The organism is Pedobacter sp. (genome assembly GCF_037719805.1).
Lineage (GTDB): Bacteria > Bacteroidota > Bacteroidia > Sphingobacteriales > Sphingobacteriaceae > Pedobacter.
Genome location: NZ_JBBJLZ010000005.1, coordinates 106,051 through 132,255 on the forward strand (window position 1 = coordinate 106,051; position 26,205 = coordinate 132,255).

The 26,205-nt window shown below is 40.5% G+C and carries 25 protein-coding genes; 14 read left to right on the top strand and 11 right to left on the bottom strand.

The window, feature by feature from the left end; genetic code table 11:
• Positions 1–5: 5 nt before the first annotated feature.
• The 4 genes from WKF66_RS16860 to WKF66_RS16875 all read right to left on the bottom strand — a co-directional run bounded on the left by WKF66_RS16860 (position 6) and on the right by WKF66_RS16875 (position 4,603).
• Positions 6–1,040 (bottom strand): medium chain dehydrogenase/reductase family protein, encoded by a 1,035-nt coding sequence (locus WKF66_RS16860; RefSeq protein ID WP_489675659.1) that lies wholly within the window; start codon positions 1,038–1,040, stop codon positions 6–8.
• Between the two features lie 88 nt (positions 1,041–1,128).
• Entirely contained in the window at positions 1,129–1,989 is an 861-nt protein-coding gene (locus tag WKF66_RS16865; RefSeq protein ID WP_489675660.1) for a helix-turn-helix domain-containing protein, read from the bottom strand.
• A gap of 279 nt (positions 1,990–2,268) precedes the next feature.
• Positions 2,269–3,828: a serine hydrolase gene (locus tag WKF66_RS16870; RefSeq protein WP_489675661.1), complete on the bottom strand. Its 1,560-nt coding sequence runs from the start codon at positions 3,826–3,828 to the stop codon at positions 2,269–2,271.
• Positions 3,829–4,402: 574 nt separating this feature from the next.
• The gene (locus tag WKF66_RS16875; protein ID WP_489675662.1) at positions 4,403–4,603 is read right to left on the bottom strand and encodes a VOC family protein; all 201 of its coding nucleotides are present in this window, start codon (positions 4,601–4,603) and stop codon (positions 4,403–4,405) included.
• A 121-nt stretch (positions 4,604–4,724) separates the two neighbouring features.
• Here WKF66_RS16875 and WKF66_RS16880 point away from each other — a divergent pair, with 121 nt between their 5' ends.
• From WKF66_RS16880 to WKF66_RS16900, 5 genes are all read left to right on the top strand, one after another.
• Positions 4,725–4,982, top strand: coding sequence for a helix-turn-helix transcriptional regulator (locus WKF66_RS16880; RefSeq protein ID WP_489675663.1), 258 nt, complete (start codon positions 4,725–4,727; stop codon positions 4,980–4,982).
• 16 nt (positions 4,983–4,998) lie between these two features.
• Complete coding sequence (locus tag WKF66_RS16885) at positions 4,999–5,175, top strand: WYL domain-containing protein (RefSeq protein WP_489676154.1); 177 nt, start codon at positions 4,999–5,001, stop codon at positions 5,173–5,175.
• 72 nt (positions 5,176–5,247) lie between these two features.
• Positions 5,248–5,640, top strand: coding sequence for a RidA family protein (locus tag WKF66_RS16890; RefSeq protein WP_489675664.1), 393 nt, complete (start codon positions 5,248–5,250; stop codon positions 5,638–5,640).
• A gap of 1 nt (position 5,641) precedes the next feature.
• Complete coding sequence (locus WKF66_RS16895) at positions 5,642–6,220, top strand: YdeI/OmpD-associated family protein (protein WP_489675665.1); 579 nt, start codon at positions 5,642–5,644, stop codon at positions 6,218–6,220.
• A 286-nt stretch (positions 6,221–6,506) separates the two neighbouring features.
• Positions 6,507–7,088 (top strand): PhnA domain-containing protein, encoded by a 582-nt coding sequence (locus WKF66_RS16900; protein WP_489675666.1) that lies wholly within the window; start codon positions 6,507–6,509, stop codon positions 7,086–7,088.
• A 74-nt stretch (positions 7,089–7,162) separates the two neighbouring features.
• Here the strand turns inward: WKF66_RS16900 and WKF66_RS16905 are convergent, their stop codons facing one another.
• From WKF66_RS16905 to WKF66_RS16925, 5 genes are all read right to left on the bottom strand, one after another.
• Positions 7,163–7,441, bottom strand: coding sequence for a Txe/YoeB family addiction module toxin (locus tag WKF66_RS16905; RefSeq protein WP_489675667.1), 279 nt, complete (start codon positions 7,439–7,441; stop codon positions 7,163–7,165).
• Between the two features lie 2 nt (positions 7,442–7,443).
• Positions 7,444–7,719, bottom strand: a complete 276-nt coding sequence (locus WKF66_RS16910) for a type II toxin-antitoxin system Phd/YefM family antitoxin (RefSeq protein ID WP_489675668.1) — start codon at positions 7,717–7,719, stop codon at positions 7,444–7,446.
• A 107-nt stretch (positions 7,720–7,826) separates the two neighbouring features.
• A complete protein-coding gene (locus WKF66_RS16915) occupies positions 7,827–9,959 on the bottom strand; it encodes a prolyl oligopeptidase family serine peptidase (RefSeq protein ID WP_489675669.1) in 2,133 nt (710 codons plus the stop codon).
• Between the two features lie 95 nt (positions 9,960–10,054).
• Positions 10,055–10,312 (bottom strand): hypothetical protein, encoded by a 258-nt coding sequence (locus WKF66_RS16920; RefSeq protein WP_489675670.1) that lies wholly within the window; start codon positions 10,310–10,312, stop codon positions 10,055–10,057.
• A gap of 91 nt (positions 10,313–10,403) precedes the next feature.
• Entirely contained in the window at positions 10,404–10,946 is a 543-nt protein-coding gene (locus tag WKF66_RS16925) for a hypothetical protein (RefSeq protein WP_489675672.1), read from the bottom strand.
• A 363-nt stretch (positions 10,947–11,309) separates the two neighbouring features.
• On the opposite strand from WKF66_RS16925, the gene WKF66_RS16930 reads away from it, so the two are divergent.
• From WKF66_RS16930 to WKF66_RS16945, 4 genes are read left to right on the top strand one after another with little or no spacing between them, the layout of a single operon-like run.
• Entirely contained in the window at positions 11,310–13,082 is a 1,773-nt protein-coding gene (locus WKF66_RS16930) for a sensor histidine kinase (RefSeq protein ID WP_489675673.1), read from the top strand.
• Entirely contained in the window at positions 13,079–13,837 is a 759-nt protein-coding gene (locus tag WKF66_RS16935; RefSeq protein ID WP_489675674.1) for a LytR/AlgR family response regulator transcription factor, read from the top strand. Before WKF66_RS16930 ends, WKF66_RS16935 begins: the two co-directional genes overlap by 4 nt.
• A 25-nt stretch (positions 13,838–13,862) precedes the next feature.
• On the top strand, positions 13,863–15,095 hold the full coding sequence (locus WKF66_RS16940; protein WP_489675675.1) for a DUF4934 domain-containing protein: 1,233 nt from the start codon (positions 13,863–13,865) through the stop codon (positions 15,093–15,095).
• Between the two features lie 7 nt (positions 15,096–15,102).
• Positions 15,103–17,937 carry an outer membrane beta-barrel protein gene (locus tag WKF66_RS16945; RefSeq protein ID WP_489675676.1) on the top strand — a complete coding sequence of 945 codons (2,835 nt, stop codon included), beginning with the start codon at positions 15,103–15,105 and terminating at the stop codon, positions 17,935–17,937.
• A gap of 7 nt (positions 17,938–17,944) precedes the next feature.
• On the opposite strand, the gene WKF66_RS16950 is transcribed toward WKF66_RS16945, so the two are convergent.
• Complete coding sequence (locus tag WKF66_RS16950) at positions 17,945–19,258, bottom strand: sensor histidine kinase (RefSeq protein WP_489675677.1); 1,314 nt, start codon at positions 19,256–19,258, stop codon at positions 17,945–17,947.
• Between the two features lie 71 nt (positions 19,259–19,329).
• Between WKF66_RS16950 and WKF66_RS16955 the strand changes: the two genes are divergently transcribed.
• The 4 genes from WKF66_RS16955 (at position 19,330) to WKF66_RS16970 (ending at position 24,478) form a co-directional block, all read left to right on the top strand.
• Positions 19,330–19,959 carry a DUF4419 domain-containing protein gene (locus WKF66_RS16955; RefSeq protein WP_489675678.1) on the top strand — a complete coding sequence of 210 codons (630 nt, stop codon included), beginning with the start codon at positions 19,330–19,332 and terminating at the stop codon, positions 19,957–19,959.
• Between the two features lie 192 nt (positions 19,960–20,151).
• A complete protein-coding gene (locus WKF66_RS16960) occupies positions 20,152–22,518 on the top strand; it encodes an ABC transporter permease (RefSeq protein WP_489675679.1) in 2,367 nt (788 codons plus the stop codon).
• An 83-nt stretch (positions 22,519–22,601) separates the two neighbouring features.
• Entirely contained in the window at positions 22,602–23,573 is a 972-nt protein-coding gene (locus WKF66_RS16965; protein ID WP_489675680.1) for an NADP-dependent oxidoreductase, read from the top strand.
• Complete coding sequence (locus tag WKF66_RS16970) at positions 23,570–24,478, top strand: helix-turn-helix domain-containing protein (RefSeq protein ID WP_489675681.1); 909 nt, start codon at positions 23,570–23,572, stop codon at positions 24,476–24,478. The genes WKF66_RS16965 and WKF66_RS16970 overlap by 4 nt, the downstream gene beginning before the upstream one ends.
• Before the next feature lie 145 nt (positions 24,479–24,623).
• Here the strand turns inward: WKF66_RS16970 and WKF66_RS16975 are convergent, their stop codons facing one another.
• Entirely contained in the window at positions 24,624–24,992 is a 369-nt protein-coding gene (locus WKF66_RS16975; protein WP_489675682.1) for a winged helix-turn-helix transcriptional regulator, read from the bottom strand.
• A 127-nt stretch (positions 24,993–25,119) separates the two neighbouring features.
• Here WKF66_RS16975 and WKF66_RS16980 point away from each other — a divergent pair, with 127 nt between their 5' ends.
• Entirely contained in the window at positions 25,120–26,172 is a 1,053-nt protein-coding gene (locus tag WKF66_RS16980) for an NADP-dependent oxidoreductase (protein ID WP_489675683.1), read from the top strand.
• The last annotated feature ends 33 nt before the right edge of the window (positions 26,173–26,205 follow it).

Genomic DNA, 26,205 nt, shown 5'->3' on the forward strand with positions numbered 1-26,205 from the left:
ACCAATCAAGGCACAAGAACAACCTTGCCATAAGCTGTCCGCGATTCAGCAAATTTCATGGCCTCTATGATTTCACTTAACGGAAACCGGGCAGCGATCTGCGGTTTGAGTACTCCGCTGCCCAATAAGGTGGTGACCTGCGTAAAATCTTCTTTTAACTGAGTCTGAAAGGTTTCACTGCCTTTGCCGGACCATATGTTATAGAAAAATGCTTGACGGCCGTTTGGCAGTATATTCCACCAGGTTATCTGTGCTATTACTTTTAAAAAGGGAATCAGAACATTTCCACTGTCGTTGAGTGCTGAGGCAATTGCATAACAGATAAGTTTGCCACCTTTGGCAAGAAGACCGAAAGATCTGGCAAAGCTTTTTCCGCCTAGATGATCAAAAACCGCATCAACCCCCTCAGGCGCAAGTCTGAGTACGCTGCCGGCTAAGTCAATGTCATTATAATCGATTGGCTGCACACCTTGTGCCCGTAAGGCTTCATGGTGACGAGGTGAAGCAGTTCCAATTACCCGGACCCCAGCATAAAGAGCCAGTTGTGTCAGGATTGTCCCGACTCCGCCATTTGCACCATGAACCAGAATCGTTTGTCCCGACTTGATGCGAGCTTGGGAGTGTAGCATTTGCCAAGCCGTAATGCCGTTAACAATTAGCGTTTCGGCTTCCAGAGGATCCATACCTTCAGGGACAGGTAGCAGGTCGCTGGCCAAAAGTAGCACATAGCTTGCCCATCCGCCAGTTTTGGTTAAGGCAGCAACGCGTTTGCCTACCAAGGTTTGATCAACGCCGGAACCCGTTTCAACGACTGTACCAACCAGGTCATAGCCAGGAACGAAAGGAAACTTGGGCTGCTCGTAATACTTCCCCCGGCGCATGGACTGCTCGGCAAAGGATATACCACTGGCTTCCACCTTTACCCTTACCTGCCCAAAGCCAGGGCTATTTAATGTACGTGTTCTGAGTAGTAATCCATCTGGCTCAACGATACCCGGCATGATTACTTCTGTTGTAGTTAAACTGATAAGTGATTCCATCTTTGTCTCTATTTAGTATGAATGAACCATACAAATGTAGAAGGACAAACTCAGGTGAAATTGTAAGAAAACGAAGGGTGTTCAGCGTTTATCGTTGAGCAGGGTAAGTATCAGAAACTACGCAGAAACTTCCATTGTTTAGGTTTTTAATAAATTGCTGGGGCGGCAAACCTAAGAAATACTGAAAATCTTTAATCAGGTGACTCTGGTCATGATAATCGAACCTTGCAATTAATTCGAAAATAGCAATTTTCTGATTGCTCTGCGAGAGGATATAAGCAATAACCTCCTTAAAGCGCAAAAAGCGTAGTAGCTCTTTAACCGAATACCCCGTATGCTTTTGAAACTTTAGCTGGATACTTCTTTCCGAAAGGCGGGTATCAGCTGCTATGGCCTTGACCGGGTCAATGCATGGATTGAAAAACTGGGCCAGGTTGCCAATTATCGTCTGCACTACCTGATCATTTGCTTTTAGTAAGCCCTTGGCTGACTTCGCTAATAAACTCACTCTTTCCTCTACTGTAGGTAGGGCTGCTAGTTCTTCCCAGAGCCTATCATAACGATCGCTATCTATTAGCATTTCTGCACCTGTCTGGTCCTTGCCAGTCAGTCCTGATAAAGGCATGCTAAACAAGCGCTGAAAGCCATTGAACTTAAAGTTGATAAGAAGTGCGTCTGCACCTGGCAATAATTCATAGTTCAGCATCTGGCGGAGTGGCCCAATCACAGCGGTACGTCTGACAACTTCAGTTTTGAGAACATTATTATGAAAAGAAATACGAGGAGGAACCCCAAAGTTAAAAACCAGCATCATTTCCAGATTCGGACAAACATGCCTGGTTATAGGCACCCCGTCTGAGGGTACGAACAGATGATAAAAGTTGTTAATTACTTCTTCTAATGGTGCTTCTACCGAGAATAATGCACCGTTTACATCCTTTTGTTCCATTACTCCTTGCGTTTTCTTACAATACTAGCTTCAGTTACCGAACTAACTTTGCCTTATCAAATTTATAAACCTAATCCGAAATAATGAGAACGATCTGCCTACTGAACTTTCTTTCCCTGGCTATTGTAATAGCCTTCAACTTTGAACTTTCTGACCTCCCTTATTTAACGGTATAGTGCAAAATGCTTACGATAACTTGCGGGCCAGCGTAAAGCTTGTTTCGAAAGGATTATTTTAAGTGGTCGGTAGGCTGTTCTATTATACGAGAAATCTTCGTGTTTATTTAATTACCTTAAAATCTAAATCCTGGAAATCGAAACTAAAGTCCGTCAACGGAGAGATCGCTACCATTTTAAATCCATCGGCTGTGCCACTACTATTTAAATTGAAATTGACAAAAGCATCTGCGTCAAAACTTCTGTCGTACCACTTAACAATGAAAGTATTGCCTTTATAATATGTCATATCACCCCTTAATTTCGGTGAATTCTTGGCTTGAAAATGCATCTTTCCAGCTACTTTGCTTACGGTAACCTCACCGAACCAGGCATCTTTAAAGGTCCCATAAAAATTTTCAAGTTTCGGCTTCGCGCTATTTGCTTTTTGCGCTTCGCCTATATCTGCCCAGGTTTTTGCTACAATTTCATCAGCCTGTTTCTCATTTCTCAATCGGTTCTCATTATTAGTTTTAATCCTGTCCATCCCTGTAATGTTTAGGTAGCCGTCTTTGATGGAATTTGTAATCGAACTAAATGCAGCGCCAGACTGTTGGTTGGTAAGCACAATGATACCCAATTTCAACTCCGGCAATAGCGTTACCTGTGTTACGATACCAGACAGGCCACCGGTATGCATAGCTTGGAATTTTCCATTCACATTACTCAAGAACCAACCTAAACCATAGCTATTAAAGCCGGCAGGGTTGCCACCTGCAATTATAGTCTGAGGAGTCCAGAGTTCCCTATGAACTGCAGTACTAAACAACTGTTTATCTAGCTGATCACCATACTTTCCTGCATTTAACATTGCGATCACCCATTTACTCATGTCGTTTATGCTACTGTAAACTCCGCCTGCGGCATTAGCTACTTCTCCAAAACTTAAACCCACCGGCAACAACTTGCCCTGGAATGGAGCATGCCCGTCAATAACGTTAGATTTATCCTTTAGCCGATACCATGATGCGGCGGTTTTATTCATCTCTAAAGGCTTAAAAATCCTGGTCTCAATAAATTCTTCATAAGAGATACCAGACACTCGCGATACCAAATCACCAGCAACAATATATAACAGATTATCATAATCGTATTTGGTACGGAAAGAAGACACCGGTTTTAGATAGCGAAGATTATGAATTAACTGGCTTTTTGTTACGGTTGACGAATCTGGCCAGATCATTAAGTCTCCTGCACCTAAGCCCAGCCCGCTCCTGTGGGTAAGTAAATCTCTTACTGTAAATTCGGCAGTCACATAAGGATCATACATCTTAAAGTCCGGAATAATAGTTGTCACCTTTGTATCCCAGGTAATTTTCTTCTCATCTACCAGCATCCCTAGTGCCGCAGCAGTCATTGCCTTGGTGTTAGAGGCTACACCAAAAAGGGTTTGTTCATCAACCTTTTGATTGGTTTTTATAGATCGAACGCCATAACCTTTAGCATGAATGACTTTCCCATCTTTAATAACAGCAACCGCGATTCCGGGCACATTAAATGTGCTCAGTGTTTTTTCTGCTACACTATCTATTTGCTTTGAGGTTAAAACCTGAGCATTTAAACTCGTAACAGTAATTAACGAACCTAAGCAGAGTGCCGTAAGCGACCGTGAAATGAGTTGCATAATTTGAATTTAGGAGATCCTCAAGATAATATAATCTTTCGGCATTTCTTTGGCCAAGAGAAGTTGGACTCCTGTGCTTTGGGGATCAATTTACAATTTGGAGCATTGCTGAATTGCGATTAATTTATGTTTTTCAAGAGGCTGTCGACTGAACGGATAGCATTGGCAAAAGCCATATCGATTCAACTAGGTACTTGCCTTTCCAGGAAAGCATTTTTCGGCTATCAAGCATACTTTACCCCTTTTACATCAAAAGACAAAGTCGTCAAAAATCCATTTAAAACATTTCTCCGCTATTCCACTATCAAACAAGTAATGAATGCTGTGAGGGTATTGTTGAGAGCGCCTTAGTAAATCGTATTGTAGCAGGAAATACTAAAAAAACGAAAATCTTAGCGAAAACGAAAAGTTAATTAAAAAATTCCCCAAAATGCCAAAGTACGCCGGCTGGGTCATGCACAAAACACTCTTTACCCCACACTTCTGTGCGAACAGGTGTTAGTTTTACGTTTTCGTATTTACCGGTTAGATCTAAGGCGACAAGTTCATTCCAAAAAATATTAACATCTTCAACTTATAAAAAAATCATGGTGTTTTCTATCCATTCTTTGGCATAATAATCTTGCAAATAGAACGCCAGGTCGCCGGTTTTAAAAACGGATAAGTTCGCCGATAGGGCTGTTTCTTTGAAACCCAAATCCCGATAGAAGCTTCGTGAAGTGTCAAAGTCTTTAGACCCTAAAAATGACCGAATAGATTTGGCTTTATGTTGCATCTTAACTTTTTCTTAATATATATTCTAAGATAGGCAATTAACTGACGGAGGTTGAAAAACAACCTATATTTATAGCTTTTGCTGAATACTTTCGGCAAGCGTGCAACTGCCTATCAGGAATATGGACCATAACGATATAAAACGACTTTCGCGTCTAACCGCTATTTTAATACAGTTACAAACAAAGCGACTGATTACAGCGCCCAATCTAGCTGGCAAGTTTAATGTTAGTGTGAGAACCATATACCGCGACATCAAAGCTTTAGAACATGCAGGCGTACCCATTTTAATAGAAGACGGAAAAGGTTATGCCTTAGCTGCAATTTGCGCTGACCAACTTCTATTTAACAGAAATCAACTACACCAACGAGCTAAATAAAGAAACAAGTCGAATTATTGAGCCATTTGCCCTATTAAGCACAACGGAGAATTGGCTTCTAATAGCCTGGTGTCGTTTGCGGCAAGAGTTTAGATACTTCAGATTAGATAGAATAACCAAGACAAATGTTCTAACGGAGAAGTTTAAGCAGCATACGATGACCTTACAAGAGTATTTTGATAAGTATTATTAATTTTAAACCCCTGACATAGGGCTGTCACAAGCCCGTCCCATATTTGCATTGTTAAACTTAAAACAATAAGAAATGGAAAAGCAAGCATTTGACCCTTGGGCTTGGGGTAAAAACACGAATTCGGTACAAGCTGTTGAAGTGAAAAACGTATTGGGAACGCTATACTGCTCGGGTCAAGTAGCATTAAATGTCAACGGAATTCCTAGTGATGCAGATATGCGTTCACAACTGATCCAAACGATTAAAAACCTGGAACAACTAATTAGCGAATCCGGATATGAATGCAAAAACATTGTCAGACTGAACGTTTACACGACATCCACAATGGATTTTTTTACCAGCTGTATGGATATTTATGTACCTTTCATTAACAAACACGGCATCCAACAAGCAACTACTTTGCTTGAAGTAAAAGCGCTTTTTGCAACATTAACAGTAGAGCTGGAAGCCACTGTTGTAAAGTAAGATGCAAAAAAAAGAAACATCAATATTTTATCCTTCAAGCCCTGCAGCCTGGCGTGAATGGTTAGTCATGAACCATCTATCACAGCAGTCTGTATGGCTTGTTTGTTATAGAAAAAACTCCAACATGCCATCTGTTACCTGGAGCGAATCCGTAGATGTAGCGCTTTGTTTTGGGTGGATAGACAGCAAGAAAATAAATATTGATGAAGAAATATCACATCAGTTTTTTAGTAAAAGAAAACCAAACAGCACTTGGTCAAAAATTAATAAACAAAAAGTCGAGCACTTAACCGAAGCCGGACTAATGACAGATGCAGGTTACAAGTGCGTTGAGACTGCAAAACAAAATGGTTCTTGGACAATTTTAGACGAAGTGGAAGAATTGATCCTTCCATTGGATCTGGAAACTGCACTTGAACACAACGTAGCGGCGAAAGACTATTTTCTGAATTTAAGTAAATCTACTAGAAAAGGGATTTTACAATGGGTTGTACTTGCCAAACGATCAGAAACTAGATTGAAGCGAATTACGGAAATAGTAGCGCTTGCCGAACAGAAACAAACGCCAAAGATTTTTTGATTGAAAAAGAAACTCTGCAGGTTTATTGACTAGGTTACCAAATCGTCAGATTATTCATCATTCATGAACCTTAATGCAAAATCTAAACTAGTAACCTGGTATTGTAACCATCTTGAGTGCTTCTATAAAATGACCAAAGATAGGGACAGTAATCTCTATATATCACAAGTCAACGCTTACATCAAAAGTTTAATATAGCACTAACGTGTTCAGCTTAGTGCTCTAGATTTCAAAAAACCCATCTATAGGTAGGAGGCGTATTTAAATGTGTACATTCGGCGCTTATATGACGGTCGAAGAAACGCTATTGAAGAGAAGCGAAAATAAATGTGAACTATGTGGATCAACAGACAGCTTAAGTGTTTATGAGGTGCCTGCTAAAACCAATAATTCACCAGATGAATGCGTTTTGGTTTGTGGAAAATGTTTGTTACAAATTGAGAAGAAAGAAGTTTTAGACAGTATACATCTTCAATGCCTTAGCGCAAGTATGTGGAGTGAGATTCCAGGTGTACAGGTCGTTAGTTGGCGCTTATTGAATAGATTAAGGCAGGAAAGCTGGGCAATAGACAACCTGGATATGATGTATCTTGATGAACAGACACTTGCCTGGGCCAAAGCCACCGGAGATCATGAGAATGATACCGAAGTTCAATTTCACAAAGATTGTAATAATAATGTTTTAGAGAACGGTGATTCAGTGGTTTTGATTAAAACTTTGGATGTTAAAGGATCAAGTCTAAGCGCAAAACTCGGCACTGTTGTAAAAAACATTAAACTGGTTGAAGATAATAAAGAGCATATAGAAGGCAAGATTGAAGGTCAGCTCATTGTAATTCTAACCAAATTTGTACGTAAGCAAAGTTAAATTATAAACTGGCGTTATGTTTTCTGAATTCCAGAGTAGCATTTGAGACCATGGATAACCTACACACTTATCTATTATTTATCATCATAATGAAACCTGCATTGAATAACAGCGAATTGTTGGTCTTTACCTTTGGATCCTGAAACCTGATAAACCAGGCGATGCTCACCGATTATACGTCTGGACCAGAAGCCTCTTAGATTATGCTTCAACGCTTCGGGCAATCCTAATCCATGAAATGGCGTCCTTTTTATTTCTTTCAATAAGTCTCTGACTTTTTTCTCTGGATCTTGATCATTATCCATCCAATATTCAAGATCCTCCCAAGCCTCAGGGGTAAATACAATATTCATAGTTATGCTTTCACATTACTATTCTCATCAAGAGAAAACAACTTTGTATCACCCTTCTTTAGACTTTCCATAGAATTCTCAAGTCGTTCACGATTTGCTTTTGTTGACATCAGGTGCGATGTTTCTACAAGGGCGTTATATTCCTTAATAGAAATTATCACAACGGCATCGTCCTCATTATTGTTACGTGGAACAATCAGGATATCTTCTGTCTCACTTACTTCATCAAAGTAGGCTTTCATGTTTGTTCTTAAGGAGGAAATTGTTACTGCTTTCATAGCCACGTCATATGTACGCTAAAATGTACGTTATCTTGTACGCATAACAAAAATAAATTATTGTAATCCCTGCCGAACCTTGGCGAACCAAATCATCCGTCGCATAATTAATTTACCGGGCGATAACCAATACCCATTTGATGTAACATGAAGGCCCATTTATCAGCGACTTCCTCTATAGCCTTATCTGTAGGTTTGCCTGCTCCATGTCCTGCATTGGTTTCAATTCTTATCAGCACAGGCGCAGCACCTCCCTGCTTCTGCTGTAAAGTTGCAGCAAATTTAAAGGAATGTGCCGGCACTACCCTGTCGTCATGATCGGCAGTAGTAATTAACGTCGCTGGGTAGCTAACGCCAGCCTTTAATGCGTGTACCGGTGAATACCGATGAAGGTATTGGAACATTTCCGCGGATTCGTCGGCCGTTCCATAATCGAAGTTCCAGCCCGCCCCTGCAGTGAACTGATGGTAACGCAACATATCCATAACGCCAACCTCAGGAAATGCTACTTTAAAAAGCTCAGGTCGCTGTGCCATTGTAGCGCCTACTAACAAGCCGCCATTAGATCCACCCATGATGGCAAGATAATCTTTCGAGGTGTACTTGTTGCTGATCAAGTATTCCGAGGCAGTGATGAAGTCGTCAAATACATTTTGCTTCTGCAACTTGGTTCCAGCCAGGTGCCATTTCTCACCGTACTCCCCGCCACCACGGAGGTTCGGCACAGCATAAACACCACCCTGTTCTAGAAGCACCACAACGGAAGTACTGAAGGCAGGTGTGAGACTTACATTGAAGCCGCCGTATCCGTACAACAGCGTTGGGTTCTTGCCATTAAGCTGAATCCCTTTCTTATATGTGATGATCATCGGGATTTTAGTTCCATCCTTTGAAGGATAAAATACCTGCTTAGACTCATATTTGGAAGGATCAAAATCGACACCCGGTTTCTTGTAAACCTCAGACTTCCCACTTACGGGGTCAAACTTGAAAATGGTGGTTGGGTACACGTAACTGGTGAAGATATAGAAAAGCTCTTTTTCTGCCTTCTTGCTGCTGAAACCTGCTGCAGTTCCCAGTCCGGGAAGTTGGATATCCCTTTCCATTTTGCCATTCATATCGTACTGATAAACGATCGATACGGCATCCTTCAGGTAATTGGCAAAGATTTTTCCTCCACCAGTACTTGGAGTCAAGACGTTCTCAGTTTCCTTGATGAAGTCTTTCCACTGCGATGACTGAGGCTGAGCAGCATCCACCGTAACAATTTTTCCGTTAGGAGCCTGAAGGTTAGTATAAATATAAAGCTTGCTGCCAACGTTGTCCAATACGTAGTGATCCTTATCAAAATTATCAACCACGGCAATAATTGCTGATCCTGGCTTGCTTAAATCCTTGATATACAATTCACTTCCAGAACTTGAGTTACCAGCAGTGATAATCAGGAAGCGTTCATCTTCCGTCAGCCCAGCACTAATGTACCGTCGCGGTGTTTGGCTCCCGCCAAAAACAAGCTCATCATCATTTTGAGGCGTACCGAGCTTATGATAATAAAGTTTATGATGCTGGGTAAGTCCACTGAGCTGACTCCCCTCCTTGGGTTGGTCATAGCTACTGTAGTAAAAACCATCATTCCCTTGCCAGGCAATTCCCGAGAACTTAATGTTAATGAGCGTATCGCCGATCACCGTCTTATCTTCCGACTTCATTACAACTGCCTTGGTCCAATCAGAACCGCCTACGGAAAGCTGATAAGCCACAAGGCTGCCGTCTTTACTAAAATTAATACCAGCCAGTGAGGTAGTGGCGTCTTTCGAGAAAGTATTTGGGTCTAGAAACACTTCTGGCTCCTGCTCCCCTTTCTGACGATAAAATACACTTTGATTTTGGAGTCCGCTGTTCTTATAAAAGTAAATGTAACCTCCCTCGCGAAAAGGCTGAGAATATTTCTCGTAATTCATCAATAGGGTAAGGCGTTCTTTGATGGCTGTTTTGAAAGGGATTTGTTCCAGGTAGGATTGCGTTGCCTCATTTTGAGCCTTCACCCAATCTTTCGTTGCTGCCGATTGGTCGTCTTCCAGCCAACGATAAGGATCTTCAACAATGGTTCCGAAATACGTGTCTTTGACAGGTCCTTTCTTTGTTTCAGGGTAAATCATTTTCTTCTGCGATTGAGCTTGCGCAAAGGTGGCAAATATAGTGGCAAGAATTACGAGACCATACTTTATTGTAGCTTCCATACCGGCGATTTGTTGATATGTTAATTTACAAAAAAGAACGGGAAAGCAAAGCCGAAGCCCGATGATTTCAATCACATAAAATTTCTTTAATTGTTTTATGATCCCTGCGAGTCATCAGTAATAATACCCGTCTTCGGGATATCCTGCTGGACTTTGGGTGATGAACCCTTAGACCAAGTCTCCGTGATGACGTAGCCTGCAGCGCCCAGTACTTTTCTCACCTCGTTTGGATTGGTGCCTGACTGGATAAAAGCGTCAGAAAAAAGCTTTCCATCTTCTTTAGACATTGCTGTAAGTTTATGCCAGTCTAGATTGGCTGCGATCAGTTCCTGGAATGCTTTTGTTAAGGTCATAAATTACTAAGTTAACTTAAAATACTTGTTTGGCTCCAATCGTCTATGAAATCACCTATGGAATTAACGTAAGATTGCTCCAAGCCTCTGGTTATAATCCGAAGTTATAAGCTAATCTTAATCCAACAAATTTTCGAGTACCGTTATTTGACCATGCCTCATATCTTGCGCCGAAGTCAATAGTACTTTTATCTGCTACTGGAAATTCAACTCCAATGTGGGGTGTGTAGATGAAACCGTTTCCCGATCCAGAAGTAGTTGCGATAGCAACACCTAATTCACCTCCAACATAAAAGTTCTCAGAAAGAAAGTATCTGGCTCCAACTTTCAAAGGAACAGCTCCATTATTTGGTAGTGTACCTGATTGTGTACCTATTATAATATTTTCTTTGCTCTGAAACGTTAGGTAACCAGCTGTCGCAATGAAATTCAATTTGCTAGCAATAGGAGTTTGAAACTGCAAAGAAGCTCCGTAGCCAAAATCATAATAATCGCCGAACTGACCAGTAGGAAAGGCGAACTCTGCACCAATTCCAATCTTCGAACCTGACATCGCTACATCTTTAGTTTGAGCGTTAACGCTACTGAATCCCAATAGACCTACTATTGCAATTGATAAAAATAATTTCTTCATACCTTTTAATCTCGTTTTACGGTCTAATTTGATTGATATCGAAGATACAAAATTCAATTCATGAGTCACAGGATTCTAGAAATTAGAGCGATATATCCAGGATGAAGTTTGAAGACCTGATTGTTGATTTTGCTATACTATTTAGTGTATAAATCGATATTGACAGGGTATTGAGTAGGGGTTGCTAGGCCGTCTCTAGGGCTAAGGGATATACCAACGCCCTAGCAACGCCCTGGAAACGCCCTGGAAACCTCGAACAAAACAAGGCTTACATCATAGTCTGTTAACCACCTGCCCCTAATTCAAATTCACAGCTGCTGAATTCAAATTTACATATACAAGGATGGGCTTAAAGTCCTTTCTTTGATTTCAGAAAACTCACCGATGCGCTTTAGCCTCTTTACACTTTTATTGATTGGTTATTACACTGTTTGCTCAGCTCAGAAATTAGAAATGGAGCTTGATAAAATTCATCCAATTATATTAAAGAATAGCCATGTGGACTCTGTGCGTAAATATTTTACGAATAGCTTCTATAGTGAAGAGGGCAGCTTTTCTAAACAGGATAATTTAGTGTTCTCTGTGTTTTATTCAAATAAGCTTGCCGTTAACTATGATCATGCGTTATTAAAAATTCCCCAACTCAAGGCTTTCGGAAACATAAAGCCACTCCAAACGACTTTCAGAGCTTTAAAAAGTTATGGCGGCGAATACGCCATACCAATATTTGATTCCACAGGAATAATTGTCACCGTCAATGGCATTAATCCTGAGAACGCCGGCAGATACGAATATCGGGTAATGGAAAACAAAACTAAGGTCGTGCTGCCCTGGACTAAACCAAAGTTATTTACACATTTCTTCTGGGCTACTAAAATTGCTGATTCTACAAAAAACGATGACTTGATTGCCTATCTTGGCCAATTTAAGGCAGCTTATGGGAATGCGTTAACCTTCCAAATAAGGAAAACTAGTATGCCTGATAGCATTAAAACGTCAATATCTGCCTATTGGGTCGAATGGCATCCTAAAGTTGTAGGCGTATTCACTTTTGCGGAGCTTCCGAACTTTTTAAGCTTGTTTAAAGAACAGTGGGGTGAGCCAGTTAATTATGGTGAGCGGCCAGATTGGAGTAAGAATTCAAAACTGTTAAAACTCAAGTCAAACTTTGAATCCAATGAAAACAACTTAATTTTTTATCTGGATGACATCATCAAATCGAAAGATGTTATAGAATATGAGGTAGTTAAAGAAGGGAAACCTACAGGTTGGAACACCAATGACTTTGATTTTAATCTCATCTGGCTTAAAGACTTGAGCCCCGGAAAGTATGAACTCCGCATCCGTTACAGCGTACAACGAATGCACGTGTTCAGCTATCCGTTTACAATACAAGCAGCATGGTATCAAACCATCTGGACAAAGGCAGGTATCAGTGTACTGGTCATTCTCGCAATAGGCTTCTTAATTCTTCTCTGGCGTTCCCGTAAACAAGCAACTGAATTAAAAGAACAAAGTATTCTTAAACAGATCGTACAAACGGAACTGAAATCAATTCGCTCACAATTTAATCCGCATTTTGTATTCAACGCGCTTAGTTCAATTCAAGGTCTTATCACTAAAAACGATGCAAACAACGCTTCTAAATACTTAATTGAATTTAGCAATCTCATGCGGGCATCTCTTAAAGCAAGCGAAAATGAATTCGTTAGCATTGTAACGGAAGTAGAAATTCTAAACAACTATTTAAGTCTTGAAAGGTTACGATTTGGTTTTGAATACAACATTATCGTTGGTGATGGTGTAGATGCCAGCGCTATTGAAATACCAAGCTTGCTGCTTCAGCCGCTTGTCGAAAATGCAGTCAAACATGGGATCTCTTCTCTGCAGGAGAAAGGAATCTTAGAGGTGCTATTTGAGAGAATAGAGAACGACATGACGGTACAAATCTCCGACAATGGCAAAGGCTTCGATGATCATCAAAAGAGCAATAGCAATGGCTTTGGTTTGCAGCTCACCAGGGAAAGGATCAAACTTCTCAATCAAACCCTAAATGGTCAACTCCTGGAATTATCCATTAGTAGGGAGAACAACCAAACACAAGTTAATATCCTTTTCCAAAATTGGTTTATATGATCAGAGCTGTCATTGTCGACGACGAAAGAAACAACATCGAGAATATTATTCTGCTGTTGGAACAAAATAATCTGCCGGTATCAGTGGTAGGTAAGGCAACTAATGTGGACGAAGGAATTGCGGCAATTGTAGCATTTAAACCCGACTTATTATTTTTGGACATCCAAATGCCCGGCAAAGATGGCTTTGACCTGTTGAAAGCGCTTCCTCACTTCCAGTTTGAAGTCATCTTTGTGACCGCTTTTGATCAGTATGGTATTCAGGCCGTTAAATTCTCCGCAATAGATTATTTGCTTAAGCCTATCAATCCGGAGGAGCTCAAATTATCTATCCGCAAAGTCGAAAACAAATTATCTCAAAAAAAGGCAAACTACCAGTTAGAAAATTTAATGGGATTAATCAACGACAAGGAAGCTAAAAAAGATCACAAGCTAGCGCTTGCTTCAACTAAGGAAATCAGATTTGTCAATACCCAGGAGATCATCCGCTGCGAATCTTCCAATGCCTACACGCTGTTTTATCTGATAGATGGCAAAAGCATTATCGTCTCCAAGCCAATCTTCGAATATGAAGAGCTTTTAGCTAATTATGGATTTATACGCTGCCATCAATCTCATCTTGTAAATACGATCTACATCAAAAGCCTTATTAAAGAAGACAGCGGATATCTCTTGTTAAATGACGACACCCGCATCCCTGTTTCCAGAGGCAAAAAAGAATTTGTTCTAAAAGCATTAAATACAATTAAACTCTAACACTTAACTAAACCAAAGTAGACCTATGCCGTTCTTCAGAAGATGTTTAATGTTGTTGATACTCTGCTCAATAGCGAAAGAAACAATTTTCGCGCAATCAAGCGTGTCCTTTAGCAAAAATATAACTACTAAAAAGCTTTATATCAACCCCGAATATGCACGAGGAGGCTTAGACTCGACAATATTCAGAAGCGTAACCTTCATTCCTTTGGAGACGACGAAAGAGAGCATCTTCGGTAAAATTTATAAAATGGAAGTAACAGGTGACTACTTCATCCTATCTGATCAGAATACAAGTTCGATACTGATTTTCGATAAGAAAGGAAAGTTTAAAACTAAAATTGACGGGCGTAAATTTGAGAAGGGAATGAGCGTAGACTTTACTGTGGATCATGAACAAAGACATATAATAACCAGAAGCTTCAAAACGCTACTCCGCTTTAATTTTGAAGGTAAATTGGTAAAGCAAAGCTCAATGAATGAACTATATAGTACCATAGCGAGTTTGAATCCCAACACGCTCGCATATAGCCCATTTGTTTATTTGACAAGGTCCATTAAGAAGGATAGCATCAACTATTTTGTCAAATACTTAAGAAATATCAGTGTTGATAAGCAATTGCAGCCATTCAATGTATTGCAATATGGAACGCCAGCCAATTTGGCTACCATGGACACGCAAAAGCCCTACAATTTCTATTATTCTGGTATAAAAAACAAGCTGTTGTTCACTGGAAATTATAATACTAATATCTATGAGTTAAGCAGCTCGGGTATTGAGAATACCTATACTTTGGTATTTCCTCAAGCCAATTCACTTCCGGTAGACTCCGTAGCGAACTTACCAACGGTAATAGAAATGCAAACTTATCTCAAAAAGAATGAAGAGCAGATCTATAATTTAAGAGGCTTATACTCCATAGGAAATTCCTTGTATTTCGAAACAGTAATGACAAGTCTAATGGCAAAGGATCGCTACTTCATCTATAATATCAAAACGCAGGATCTAGTCTCATTGAATAGGATTTCTCCTGGGATGATGTCTCATTATCTTCCACTGTTGTCTTATTACGGAAGTATAATTGGTTGTGATGGAAAATATATCTATTCGACAGTTTCCTCTTTAGACATGTTCCAGGCAAAAGAGGCTACCGCACTCAAAAAGGCAAATTATCCGCCTCTTATAGAGGAATATTTTAACACTCAAGATCGTAAAAGCAATCCGGTGATCGTTCAGCTGCAGCCTCTAGGACTATAGCAATATCATGAAACCAATTTCTTATGTGGTAATTTCATCCTTAATAATGCTTTCGAGTTTAACAGTAAGAGCTCAAAAAAAGGATTCTACCAACGTTGGTGCGGCAAGCGGGATTGTACGTGATTCCCTTTACAATTATGTACTACAATCGGCAACTGTTGCTATCTATAAAATTAAAGACAGCAGTTTAGTTGGTTATCGCTTATCTAACAACTTCGGTGAATTTCGCTTTAAGGGACTGCCGGTCGACATGCCATTTAAAATAAAGGTAACTTTTGTTGGCTATAAGAGCCATAGTCAGGCTTTTATAATCCCAGCAGCAAGCAAACAAACGGATTTCAAGAATATAAATCTTAAGCGAACTGAAAACAATTTAGCCGAAGTGGTCATCAGCGGCATCCCTCCTCCCGTCACCATGAAAGGAGACACCATTGAGTTTAACGCCGATGCTTTTGCACTTGATCAGAATGCTGTAGCGGAAGATCTTTTACGAAAACTGCCCGGTATCACCATGTGGGGTGACGGTACAATTACCTTCAATGGGAAGCAAATCCGCCAGGTATTGGTGGAAGGAAAGCCTTTTTTTGGCGGCGACCCGAGGATTGCCACACAAAACATCGCTAAAAATGCAATTGATAAGGTGCAGATCTATCAGCAGGCTACAAGGAACCAGAATAATCTGGACTCAATAACGGATATCAACATCAAGCTTAAAAAAGACAAGAAGTTCGGTCACTTTGGGAAGCTTGCTGCTGGTTATGGCACAGACGACCATTATGAAGCCGATGCTAATCTCAACTACTTTAATAGTAAAACACAAGTTGGAATCACAGGAGCCAGTAACGATATCAATAAAGCAGCAGGTGATGCAAATACACTTATGCGCAATAGCACTTTTAAAGGTGTAGGTGCGAACATAGAATATCAGCCTGACTTCAGTATTCAGGGTACTAATAAATCGAGATCTGGAGGGCTGGTGCTTCAGCATGATTTCATTCCTGTACCAGACTTTAACAACAATAACCGCTTAACGGGAAACGTATTTGCCACGGATATAGACAAAGCAGTGAAAAAAGATATGCAGTCCATTATTCGTCTAAATGCTGACAGCACGCAAGTTCTACAGAGTTCTAGCTCTGAAGTAGTGAATAATTCAAGACAGGCATTAGACCTGCGGTATAACAAGAGAAAAGACCAATATGACTTTTATGCCTTAATTAAAGCTAATGCTAGTGAAGCGCATGGTGAGAATTCTGTAAGCTCAAGTTCCAACTTTGCTCAGGGTACTCAAAGTACAAATGAATCATTTACAACCGGTGATCGGAGCGACAAAAATTTAGAACTCCAAGCTGGGTTACGGCATAACGGCTCAATCTCTGGCATCATTCATCCCTTTAATGACTATAATGTGAACTATAGCTTGAACACAAGCAATTTGTACGATAAGAGAGCAGCTTTTACGCAGTTTATCTCTTTGGTAGATACAGTCGAAAACAGATTATTTGATCGCAATTACAACAACAAATTTAACGACACCAAGCAACATTTGGATTTCGCGTTGGAGAACATTCTGGCCGGATTGATTCCTCACCGGAGTTTATTAGGAGGCTTACGTTTAAAAGCGGAGAACAATCTGGATGTGAGTGTGCAGCATCAAATAAATGAGGTAAAGGATAGAGATCCGGCACTAGGAAGCTATTTAGTCAATCCATTTTTAACGAATAACATGCGAACCACAATCATTAATGAGCGTCCAGCGTTGGTGATCGGTCGCGACTTCCAAAGGTCCTTGTCGGGAAGGTACATTCAGTCTTTAAGCTTGCGGTTTAATGCCGAGGCGCAAATTTATTACCAGCAAAACAATTCGACGCAAAAGTTTCAGCGTTTCGTCAAAAACTATAGAGCGTTCATTCCGAAAGCAAGTATAACCTATCATAATAATCAACTTGGTGACTTTGAAGACTCCTATAATTTGAGCTTTTCTTCAGCTGTTGACTATCCCGGCGTTCAACAACTATTTCCCTTGGTAGACACTTCAAATCCTTATTACATAGTAAGGGGTAATCCCAATTTACAACCTGCTAGCAGCAATACGCTATCTTTTGATTTCCGGCACAATAGCTTAAAATCTAAAAACACTTTCAACTTTGATTTAAGGGCATTGGCGAGTGTTACACGTAACTCTTTTTCGGATAGCGTTCTCACAGATATAGCGGGAAGCAACACCTATTATCCTGTAAATGCTAGCGGACGCAAATCTTTGAATGTTAATGGCAATCTGAACAAAGCTTTTAAATTCACCAATCATCAGCTTCAGCTAAGTATAAGCACTGACCTAACTTTCGCCAGGAACCCCGGCTACATCAATTCTGAATTTGTGCCATCCAATAATTTCTCGAATAATAGCAGACTGAATTTGTACTATACTTATAAGGACAGGGCCGCATTTAACCTGACACAAGGTTATAATTATTATCGTTCAAAACAAAGTAACAGCAATGACAATGAATTCAGAAGTTCCACCTTACCTACAACATTAAGCGTAAGTGGAAATGTCACGAAGCGATTATCACTTTATAGCAATATCACTTACAATCATTTCACATCTACAAGCTCTGCTAAGACAGATTTTACAATATGGAACGTTAGCGCAACGTATCGGTTTATGCAGGGAAACAATCTGGAGCTGAAGGTAGCAGCATTAGACTTGTTGCATCAGAATACAAGCATAATTAATTATGTAGATCGTAATGTAATTGTGCGTGGACGAAGCGATGTTCTAAGACAATACGGAATGGTCAGCTTGGCTTATTACCCGCGTAAATTTGGGAAGTCTAAGTAAAATCGTTTTAGACCTCGCTTAACTGATCAGCCATAACTAGCGGCAGTTGCAACAAAAAGGTAGTTCCACTTATTGCATCACATTCGAACCATAAAGTACCATGTTGTATTTCGGTATATTCTTTACAAAGAACCAAGCCAAGTCCCACTCCTTTTTCGTTCATAGTACCGGCTTTAGATGAGCCGCTAAGATGAAACACGTCAGAGGACAAGTTCACAGGTTTGCCCGTTCCACTGTCCTTAACTACGATCAGACAATTTACTCCTTCAATCCTTGTATGGACACTAATATTACCTCCCGGCGATGTAAACTTTATCGCATTACCTACCAAATTACGAACGACTAAGTCCAACATTTCGCCATTAGCAGTTACAATGATATTGGGATCGATGGCTACTTCCAGTGTGATTCCTTTATTTGCAGCAATATCCATTAGCATGAGGAGCTGTGAGGAGAGCAACTTAAACACATTTACAGGACCTAGTTTGAAGTTCATACCATTCATCTGGCTCTGAGTCCAGTTTAACACATTGTTTAGCATATCCAGCGTACCTCTTGTAGCCTGAAGCAGCTTGTTAGTAATTACTTTACCTTCCTCTGCGCTGACGTCAACCTCTACCAGCAGCTCGAGGTAACCTTGAATATTTCCGAGAGGGCTTCTTAGATCATGTGCAATAATAGACATTAGCTTGTTTCTCTCTTCATTTAGCACTAGCAAAGCACCGGCCTTCTCTTCTGCCGATGATTTTTCCAGCTCATAGTTGCGGCGAATAAAATAAAAGACAAAAATAGAAACTGCAACGACGCTGACATAGGCAGACGAAGTATCTAGATAGCGGTCACTTTTTAATTGATAGGTATATGGAATGAGATCAGGATACAGATACTGAAATAAGTGTAAACTTAATACAAGAACGATATTGCCAGCGACCCAATACTTATATTGACACAGGGGTACAATTGCAACTATTACGAGTATAGCAAGAACACAGAATAGACTAGTGGGGCCATCAATTCCTGAATTCAAAAAATAGTTACCCTCAAATAACAGATGTACTAAAAGGCAAAAGATACTTACTGCAAGCGGTGTCTTTCGCTTCACCCTCGAAAGATAATAAAGGCCGGAAAAAAGCAGAAAAGTAACCGCAGTTACGATAGCAATCACTGGCAATCCTACTCCAAAATTTAATGGGATGTTATAGGCAATAACCAATAAAGCTACCAGGCAAATAAAGTGAAAAATTCGTGTGGTAAGGGTAAAAGCTAAAGCTGAACCGATAAGATGATTCCAGCTGTTTCTAAAGATAGGTGGGCTTTTCAAGACAAAATTTATACTGCATAAAGATAATGGAATTTCTATTGATGGAATAATTATTTCAACATTGTTTTCGTATGTCTGTAGTAACTATAATTATTTATCTTAGAATGATCAATCTGAACAGATTGCGTAACCAGATATATCCTTACGATGAGGTGGAATGTTATTTGTCCTGGTGGATCGATGAGCTGGAACCGGTGCTCCAAGAATTTATAAAGGCTTCCCGAGGAAAGGTAGATAAAGACTTCTGGAGGAATATGTTTAAGTATCATACGCTGAAACAATATGGTTCCCCTAAAGCTATCGACGGCTGGATCGTTAAATTTTACCCTTACAATAAGGATGGTAAACGAAATACATTGAAAGAATTGATCGGATCTGGCATGCTCCCTTCCGAGGTTTTGAAAGTAGATCTGCTTCATTCGGATGTAAATAAGGGCGCCGTTGTTAATACTCCCTTAGAACTTTGCGCTGGATTTATTGGGCTGGATCAGGATGAAAAAACATTTGCCTTAAAGCCAAGAATGGGCTGGATGGTTCGTAAGAAAGACAATATGCTGAGCCAAAGTATGCTTGCGAAATTCCAAGAAGGTGCTAGTGATCGGTTTGATGGGATCTACATTCGCGTCGACTCCATTCCTGCAGAACTGTTGACGATACCAAAGATTGATAAATTAAGTATTGAGTGTTATATTGAAGCTTAATATTCTGTTTGTGACCTTAGCATTCAGTTTCTCAGCCTTTATAGTGTCCGTTAGCGCACAGCATTGCTGTTCGAAAATGGGCAGCATATAAGCCTAAAAGCTTTAACAGGCTTGCAGGTGCGTTATTATATACCTTAGGGGCTTTGGCACTTGGCTTGAATATCAGGCATATATCAAATAAATCTTAGTCGGATGTTTAAATTAAATCTTAGAATAGCCCTGCGGAACCTTTGGAATAACAAGGGCTTTACGCTAATAAATGTTGGCGGCTTGGCCATCGGTCTGGCTAGTTGTATGATTTTGTTACTTTATGTGAAAAATGAATGGAACTATGACAGGCAATTCACTAACTACGAGAAGACCTATGTGGTTTATAATAATATAAAGGCAAGCGGAGAAATCTTTAGCGTTAGAGTTACACCGAATGCAATGGCTGAGGAAATCAGAACGAAAATCCCTGGCGTTGTTTATACCTCCCATTCTGCGGATTATGGCACGCAGCTCATCAGCTATGGCACAAAGAAATTGAAGAGGAAGGCCATCTATGCAGACCCTTCTTTTATTAAGATACTTGATTATAAGTTTATTAAGGGAAACCCAGACAAAGTACTCCGGGAAGTGAACACAGTCATTCTTACCAAAACATTAGCAAGAAACCTTTTTGGAAATGAAGATCCCATCAACAAGATTGTGTTATTCGATAACCGTGAAAGCTTAAAAGTAGAAGCGATCGTTGACGATCTGCCTTACAATAGCAGTATCACCTTTGACTACCTGTTGCCTTGGGCATTCGCAGAAAAAATCAGGCCTGAGATTAAAAACCCTAATTGGGGGGATAATTCCTATTTAACCCTGGTACAATTAGAAAATGAAAGTCTTCTTAACCAGACCAATAAAGCAATACGAGATATATATCTGCGCAATGATAAATATACTACTTCCGAAGCATTTCTTCACCCATTGGCCAAGCTGCATTTGTATAGCGAATTTGAAAATGGAAAATCCGTTGGCGGTAGAATTGACCAATTGAAGATTTTCCTCATCCTTGCCTGTTGTATCCTACTGATCGCTTGTATTAATTTCATGAATCTAACTACAGCTAAATCAGGGAAGAGAGCTAAAGAGGTCGGCGTGCGGAAGGCAATAGGTTCAAGTCGGAAGTCACTCGTCATTCAATTTATATCCGAAAGTATGCTCATCTCTTTATTGAGTACAGCACTGGCTTTTGTTTTGGTCGAAGTAAGCCTACCCTATTTCAACAATTTGCTGGGCATGAGCCTTAGGATAGAATATGAAAACTGGAAGTTTTGGCTCAGTTTGCTTAGTCTGATGCTGGTCACAGGTCTACTAGCTGGTAGCTATCCAGCATTTTATCTTTCTTCGTTTGAGTCCGTTAAGGTGCTGAAGGGCATCACCTTGAAGTCAGGGTCCTCATTTGCGGTGCGGCGAGTTCTGGTTGTCTTCCAATTTATATTTGCCGCCTGCTTGACTATCTCCACTACGGTAATCTATCAGCAGCTGAACTACATCAAAAACAAACCAGTCGGCTATAATAAGAACAACCTGATACAAATTGAGGTACAAGGAAACCTGAATGACGAGAACAAGCTGGAACTTCTTAAAGTACAGCTAATAAAATCTGGGGCCGCGGCTCATGTAACGTTCTTTAATGCGGATGTTAATCTAAACAGCAGAAATACTTTAGCTGTGCGTTGGACTGGCCAAAACCCGAATGAAAGTATTTTGTTCAACTACCGGTCGGCTGGATATGATTTTGTAGCAACCATGGGTACAAAAATGGTTGCAGGGCGCGAGTTTTCTGAGAAATATGACGACTCCAATAGTATTGTTGTCAATCAAGCTGCGGTAAAAGCGATGGGACTGAAAGATCCAATCGGAACAACCATCTATTTCTGGGATAGTCCTGTGAAGATCATCGGTATAATGGAAGATTTTGTTTCTGCCTCTGCATATCAAAAAGTAGCGCCGATGCTTTTTCATCCGATGACAAAGTTTAGTGCTCAGGTTATCTTAGTTAGGGTAAGCGAAGCCCAAAGTATAGGTTCCAGCTTGTCTAAGATTGACGAGATTGTAAAAAGCATAAACCCCGACTATCCTGTTGAACGTACGTTTTTGGACCAATCCTTTGAGGAGAAATTTGTCGAAGAGCAGCTATTGGGCACCTTGTCTAACTGGTTTGGCGGCTTTGCGATATTTATTTCTTGTCTCGGTTTATTAGGTCTGGCCTTATATATGGCCGAACAGCGTAAAAAAGAGATCAGCATCCGTAAGGTTCTTGGAGCAAGCACCTACAGCGTACTGGCGCTACTTAATAAAGATTTTATGAAGCTAGTGTTCATATCTAACCTCATCGCCTTTCCGCTTGGCTATGTTATCATTAATAAATGGCTGTCTTCATTTGATTATCGGGTGGATATTTCCGCATTACCCTTCCTATTGGCGGCTGTACTTTCTATAGTTATCGCCTTGTTGACAGTAAGTATCCAATCGGTAAAAGTAGCAACTGCTAATCCGGTCGATGCTTTAAGAAGTGAGTAATTGAATTTAGGCTAACTAAAACTGTATTACGACTAAATCCGCCCTTTCATAAAATCCGACATTTATATTAAGAAAAACGAACTATGAAAGCGGTAAGAATTGATGAATTTGGCGGAACGGAAGTTCTGAAATTAGTAGAAGTAGAACGCCCGGTACCTGCACCGGATGAAATCTTGTTAAAAGTACTGGCAAGCGGAGTAAATCTAGTTGACTGCGTCATTCGCGCAGGCACAAATGACAATTTCAAATCCTTCCTGAAGTTACCACTGATCTTAGGGTGTGACGCGGCAGGCATTATAGAAGAAGTAGGCAGCGAGGTAACAAACCTCAAAATAGGTGACCATGTGTATGGCTGTCCAAACTTCCCGGGAGACGGAAGTTATGCTGAATATTGTGCCGCGAAAGCAGAAAAGTTTGCCTTGAAACCAAAAAGTATTAGTTTCACTGAGGCTGCAGGAGTGCCGCTGGCGGCGCTGGTTGCATGGGAAGGCCTTTTTGAACTCGGGAAGCTTCAAGCTGGACAGCACATTCTTATCCATGGTGCTTCAGGTGGTGTTGGAAGTTTTGCCCTGCAGTTAGCGAAAGCGAAAGGTGCGTATGTTATAGGAACGACTTCGGACAGTAATCTTGAGTTTTTGAAGCAAATCGGCGCTGACAAAGTCATTAATTACAAAACGCAAAACTTCGAAGAAATCGTAAAAGATATTGATCTTGTGTTTGACGCGTCCCCTCTTCGTGATAATATTGAGCGATTAAAAGGCATAAGCGTTTTAAAAGAGGGAGGTATATTTGTTAGCGTCAATGTGGATTTTCCGTTTGATGATGCAGTAAACGCGGCTCTTGCCCTAAAAAATGCAAAAGGCGAAATGGTTGCCGGTCAGAAACACCAGAATTTACCTGAAATTGCAAAGCTTATAGATGAAGGCAAAGTGAAAGTTACTATCAGCAAGGTTTATCCTTTGGAACAAGTTGCCCTGGCGCAAGAGGAAAGTGTAACAGGCCACGTCCGTGGTAAATTAGTGTTGGAAATACAAAAATTAACTAAAAAGGCATGAAGCATATTGAAACAATAAGCGAATTTCATCAGTTCAGGAAACTTCCCAAACCTGAACATCCAATGATCAGCATAATTGATATTGCAAGCGTTGAGCAATCAAATAAGGATGAACCAATAGCTTTGCTACTCAATTTCTATGTCATCGCAATGAAAAAGGTTTCGGGTGCCAAAATGAAATACGGACAACAACAATTTGATTTTGATGAAGGCCTGATGTCGTTCATAGCCCCAAATCAGGTTTTCGGCATTGTGCCAGCTAAAGAAAATGAAGAAATAAAACAGTCAGGATGGGTGCTCATCATCCATCCTGATTTTTTATGGAACACACCGTTAGCTAGAACGATAAAGCAGTACGATTTCTGGGATTACTCCGTAAATGAATCTCTGTTCCTGTCTGAAAAAGAAGAAGCAACCATCAACCAGATTATTCAAAATATTCAGCAGGAATACCGCGCAAACATTGATAAGTTTAGCAAGCAGATTATTATCTCACAACTTGAAAGCCTGCTTAATTACGCTGACAGGTATTATAACCGCCAATTCATTACGCGCGAAAAATCAAATCATCAAATACTTGACCGTTTAAATATATTGGTTAGTGATTATTTCAACGGCACGGACTTAATTAACAAGGGGCTACCTTCGGTTAGGTTCATTGCTGAAGCTTTAAACATATCACCAAAATATCTTAGCAGCCTGCTTAAGATGCTCACGGGACAAAGCACGCAGCAGTACATTCATGAAAGACTGATTGCAAAAGCCAAAGAACAATTATCAACAACTAATTTGTCAGTAAGTGAAATTGCCTATCAACTGGGTTTTGAACATCTGCAGTCCTTCAGCAAATTATTCAAGACAAAAACCAAACTGTCACCTTTGGAATTCAGGCAATCCTTCAATTGAAACTCCGAATAAGAGTTATCTACCCCAGGTCTTGAACATTACGTTCAAAGAGCTTTCTTAATCAGTCCGGCCAAGGAGAATTTAGTATATATCACAGAAATTCTTGCGATGGTAATTTGGCAACATAAGAGCGTAAACATCAGCTTTAATATTGCCGAAGGTTGTTTATGTCACTTACCTCATTTTCTAATTGCTTTTGACCCCATCTGTGTAAATGGTCTATGAATGGGATTAGTTCCAAACCGGTATCACTCAATGAGTACTCCACTTTGGGTGGCACTTGATGATAGACCTTACGGGTAATTAAGTTATCTTCCTCGAGCTCGCGCAGTGTTTGGGTGAGCATCTTAGTAGTAATGTCTGGCAGCGTCCGACTCAATTCGCCGTAGCGCAATACCGTCTTTAATCCCAAGTGCCATAAAATACGGCCCTTGTATTTCCCACCTATTCGCTTAAAGGCATATTCCACTCCGCACCTTTGGATACACTCAGGAATTTCTACATTGTTTTTCATTATTAATATTTATAACGTACTGACATCCAATAATACATACTTTTAAGTAAGTAACATACTAATAAGTACATACTTGACAAATGTAAGGAAACAGTGCAACTTGCACCATATTAATTAAAATACAATCATGGAACAAGAGAAAGATATGTTAAATACCAATGAAAGCACCAGAACTATGAAAGCAATTCGCCAGCATGAATTTGGTGGTCCAGAGGTGTTACTTTATGAGGATGCGCCAATACCTAAAGTGAACCATGCTGAAGTGCGTGTACGTGTTCATGCGATCGGACTAAATCCTCCCGACTGGTACCTAAGGGACGGATATAAGGCACTTCCTCCGGAATGGCAGCCGAAAGTGGATTTTCCTATCATTCTGGGAACAGATATTTCGGGGGTCGTAGATGCGGTTGCGGACGATGTCACTGCTTTTAATATAGGCGATGAGGTTTATTCGATGGTACGCTTTCCCACAGGAATGATGGCAGATAGCAAAGCCTACGCAGAATATGTTACTGTCCCTGTTTCCGAATTAGCACTTAAGCCAGCAGGCATCGATCATGTTCACGCGGCCGGGGCACCAATGTCTCTCCTTACGGCATGGCAATTCCTGATTGAATTGGGACATAACGAACCTAATCCCCTTCAACCTAATCCGCATTTCCCGGTTCCACTCAAAGGCAAAAGAGTGCTTGTGAATGGCGCAGGCGGGGGCGTTGGGCACTTTGCTGTACAACTTGCTAAATGGAAGGGCGCTTATGTTATTGCAGTAGCCTCAGGAAAGCATGAGGAATTCTTGCGTGAACTTGGCGTAGATGAATTTATAGATTATACAAAAACTGCTGCTGAAGATGTTGTTCGCAATGTTGATCTCGTCATTGACGGAGTTGGCGGGTTAACAAGTCATCGCTTTTTAAAAACCATTAAAAATGGAGGAGCCTTGTTTCCAATTTTCCCATTGGGCTTTTCTGGTGCAGAGGAAGCTGAAAAACTTGGTGTGACTGTTTCTGCAACGCAGGTACGCTCAAGCGGTGCACAACTTGCTGAGTTAGCACTTTTGCTCAGTAACGGAACGATTCGCGTAGCCATCGACAGCAGCTTTCCACTTGAAGATGCTAGCAAATCACATGAGCGTGCAGCAAAAGGAAACATTCAGGGAAAAATCGTCCTCACTGTTGCTTAAGGCAAGTTTGTCTTAACTTGCCCAAATTCGCCT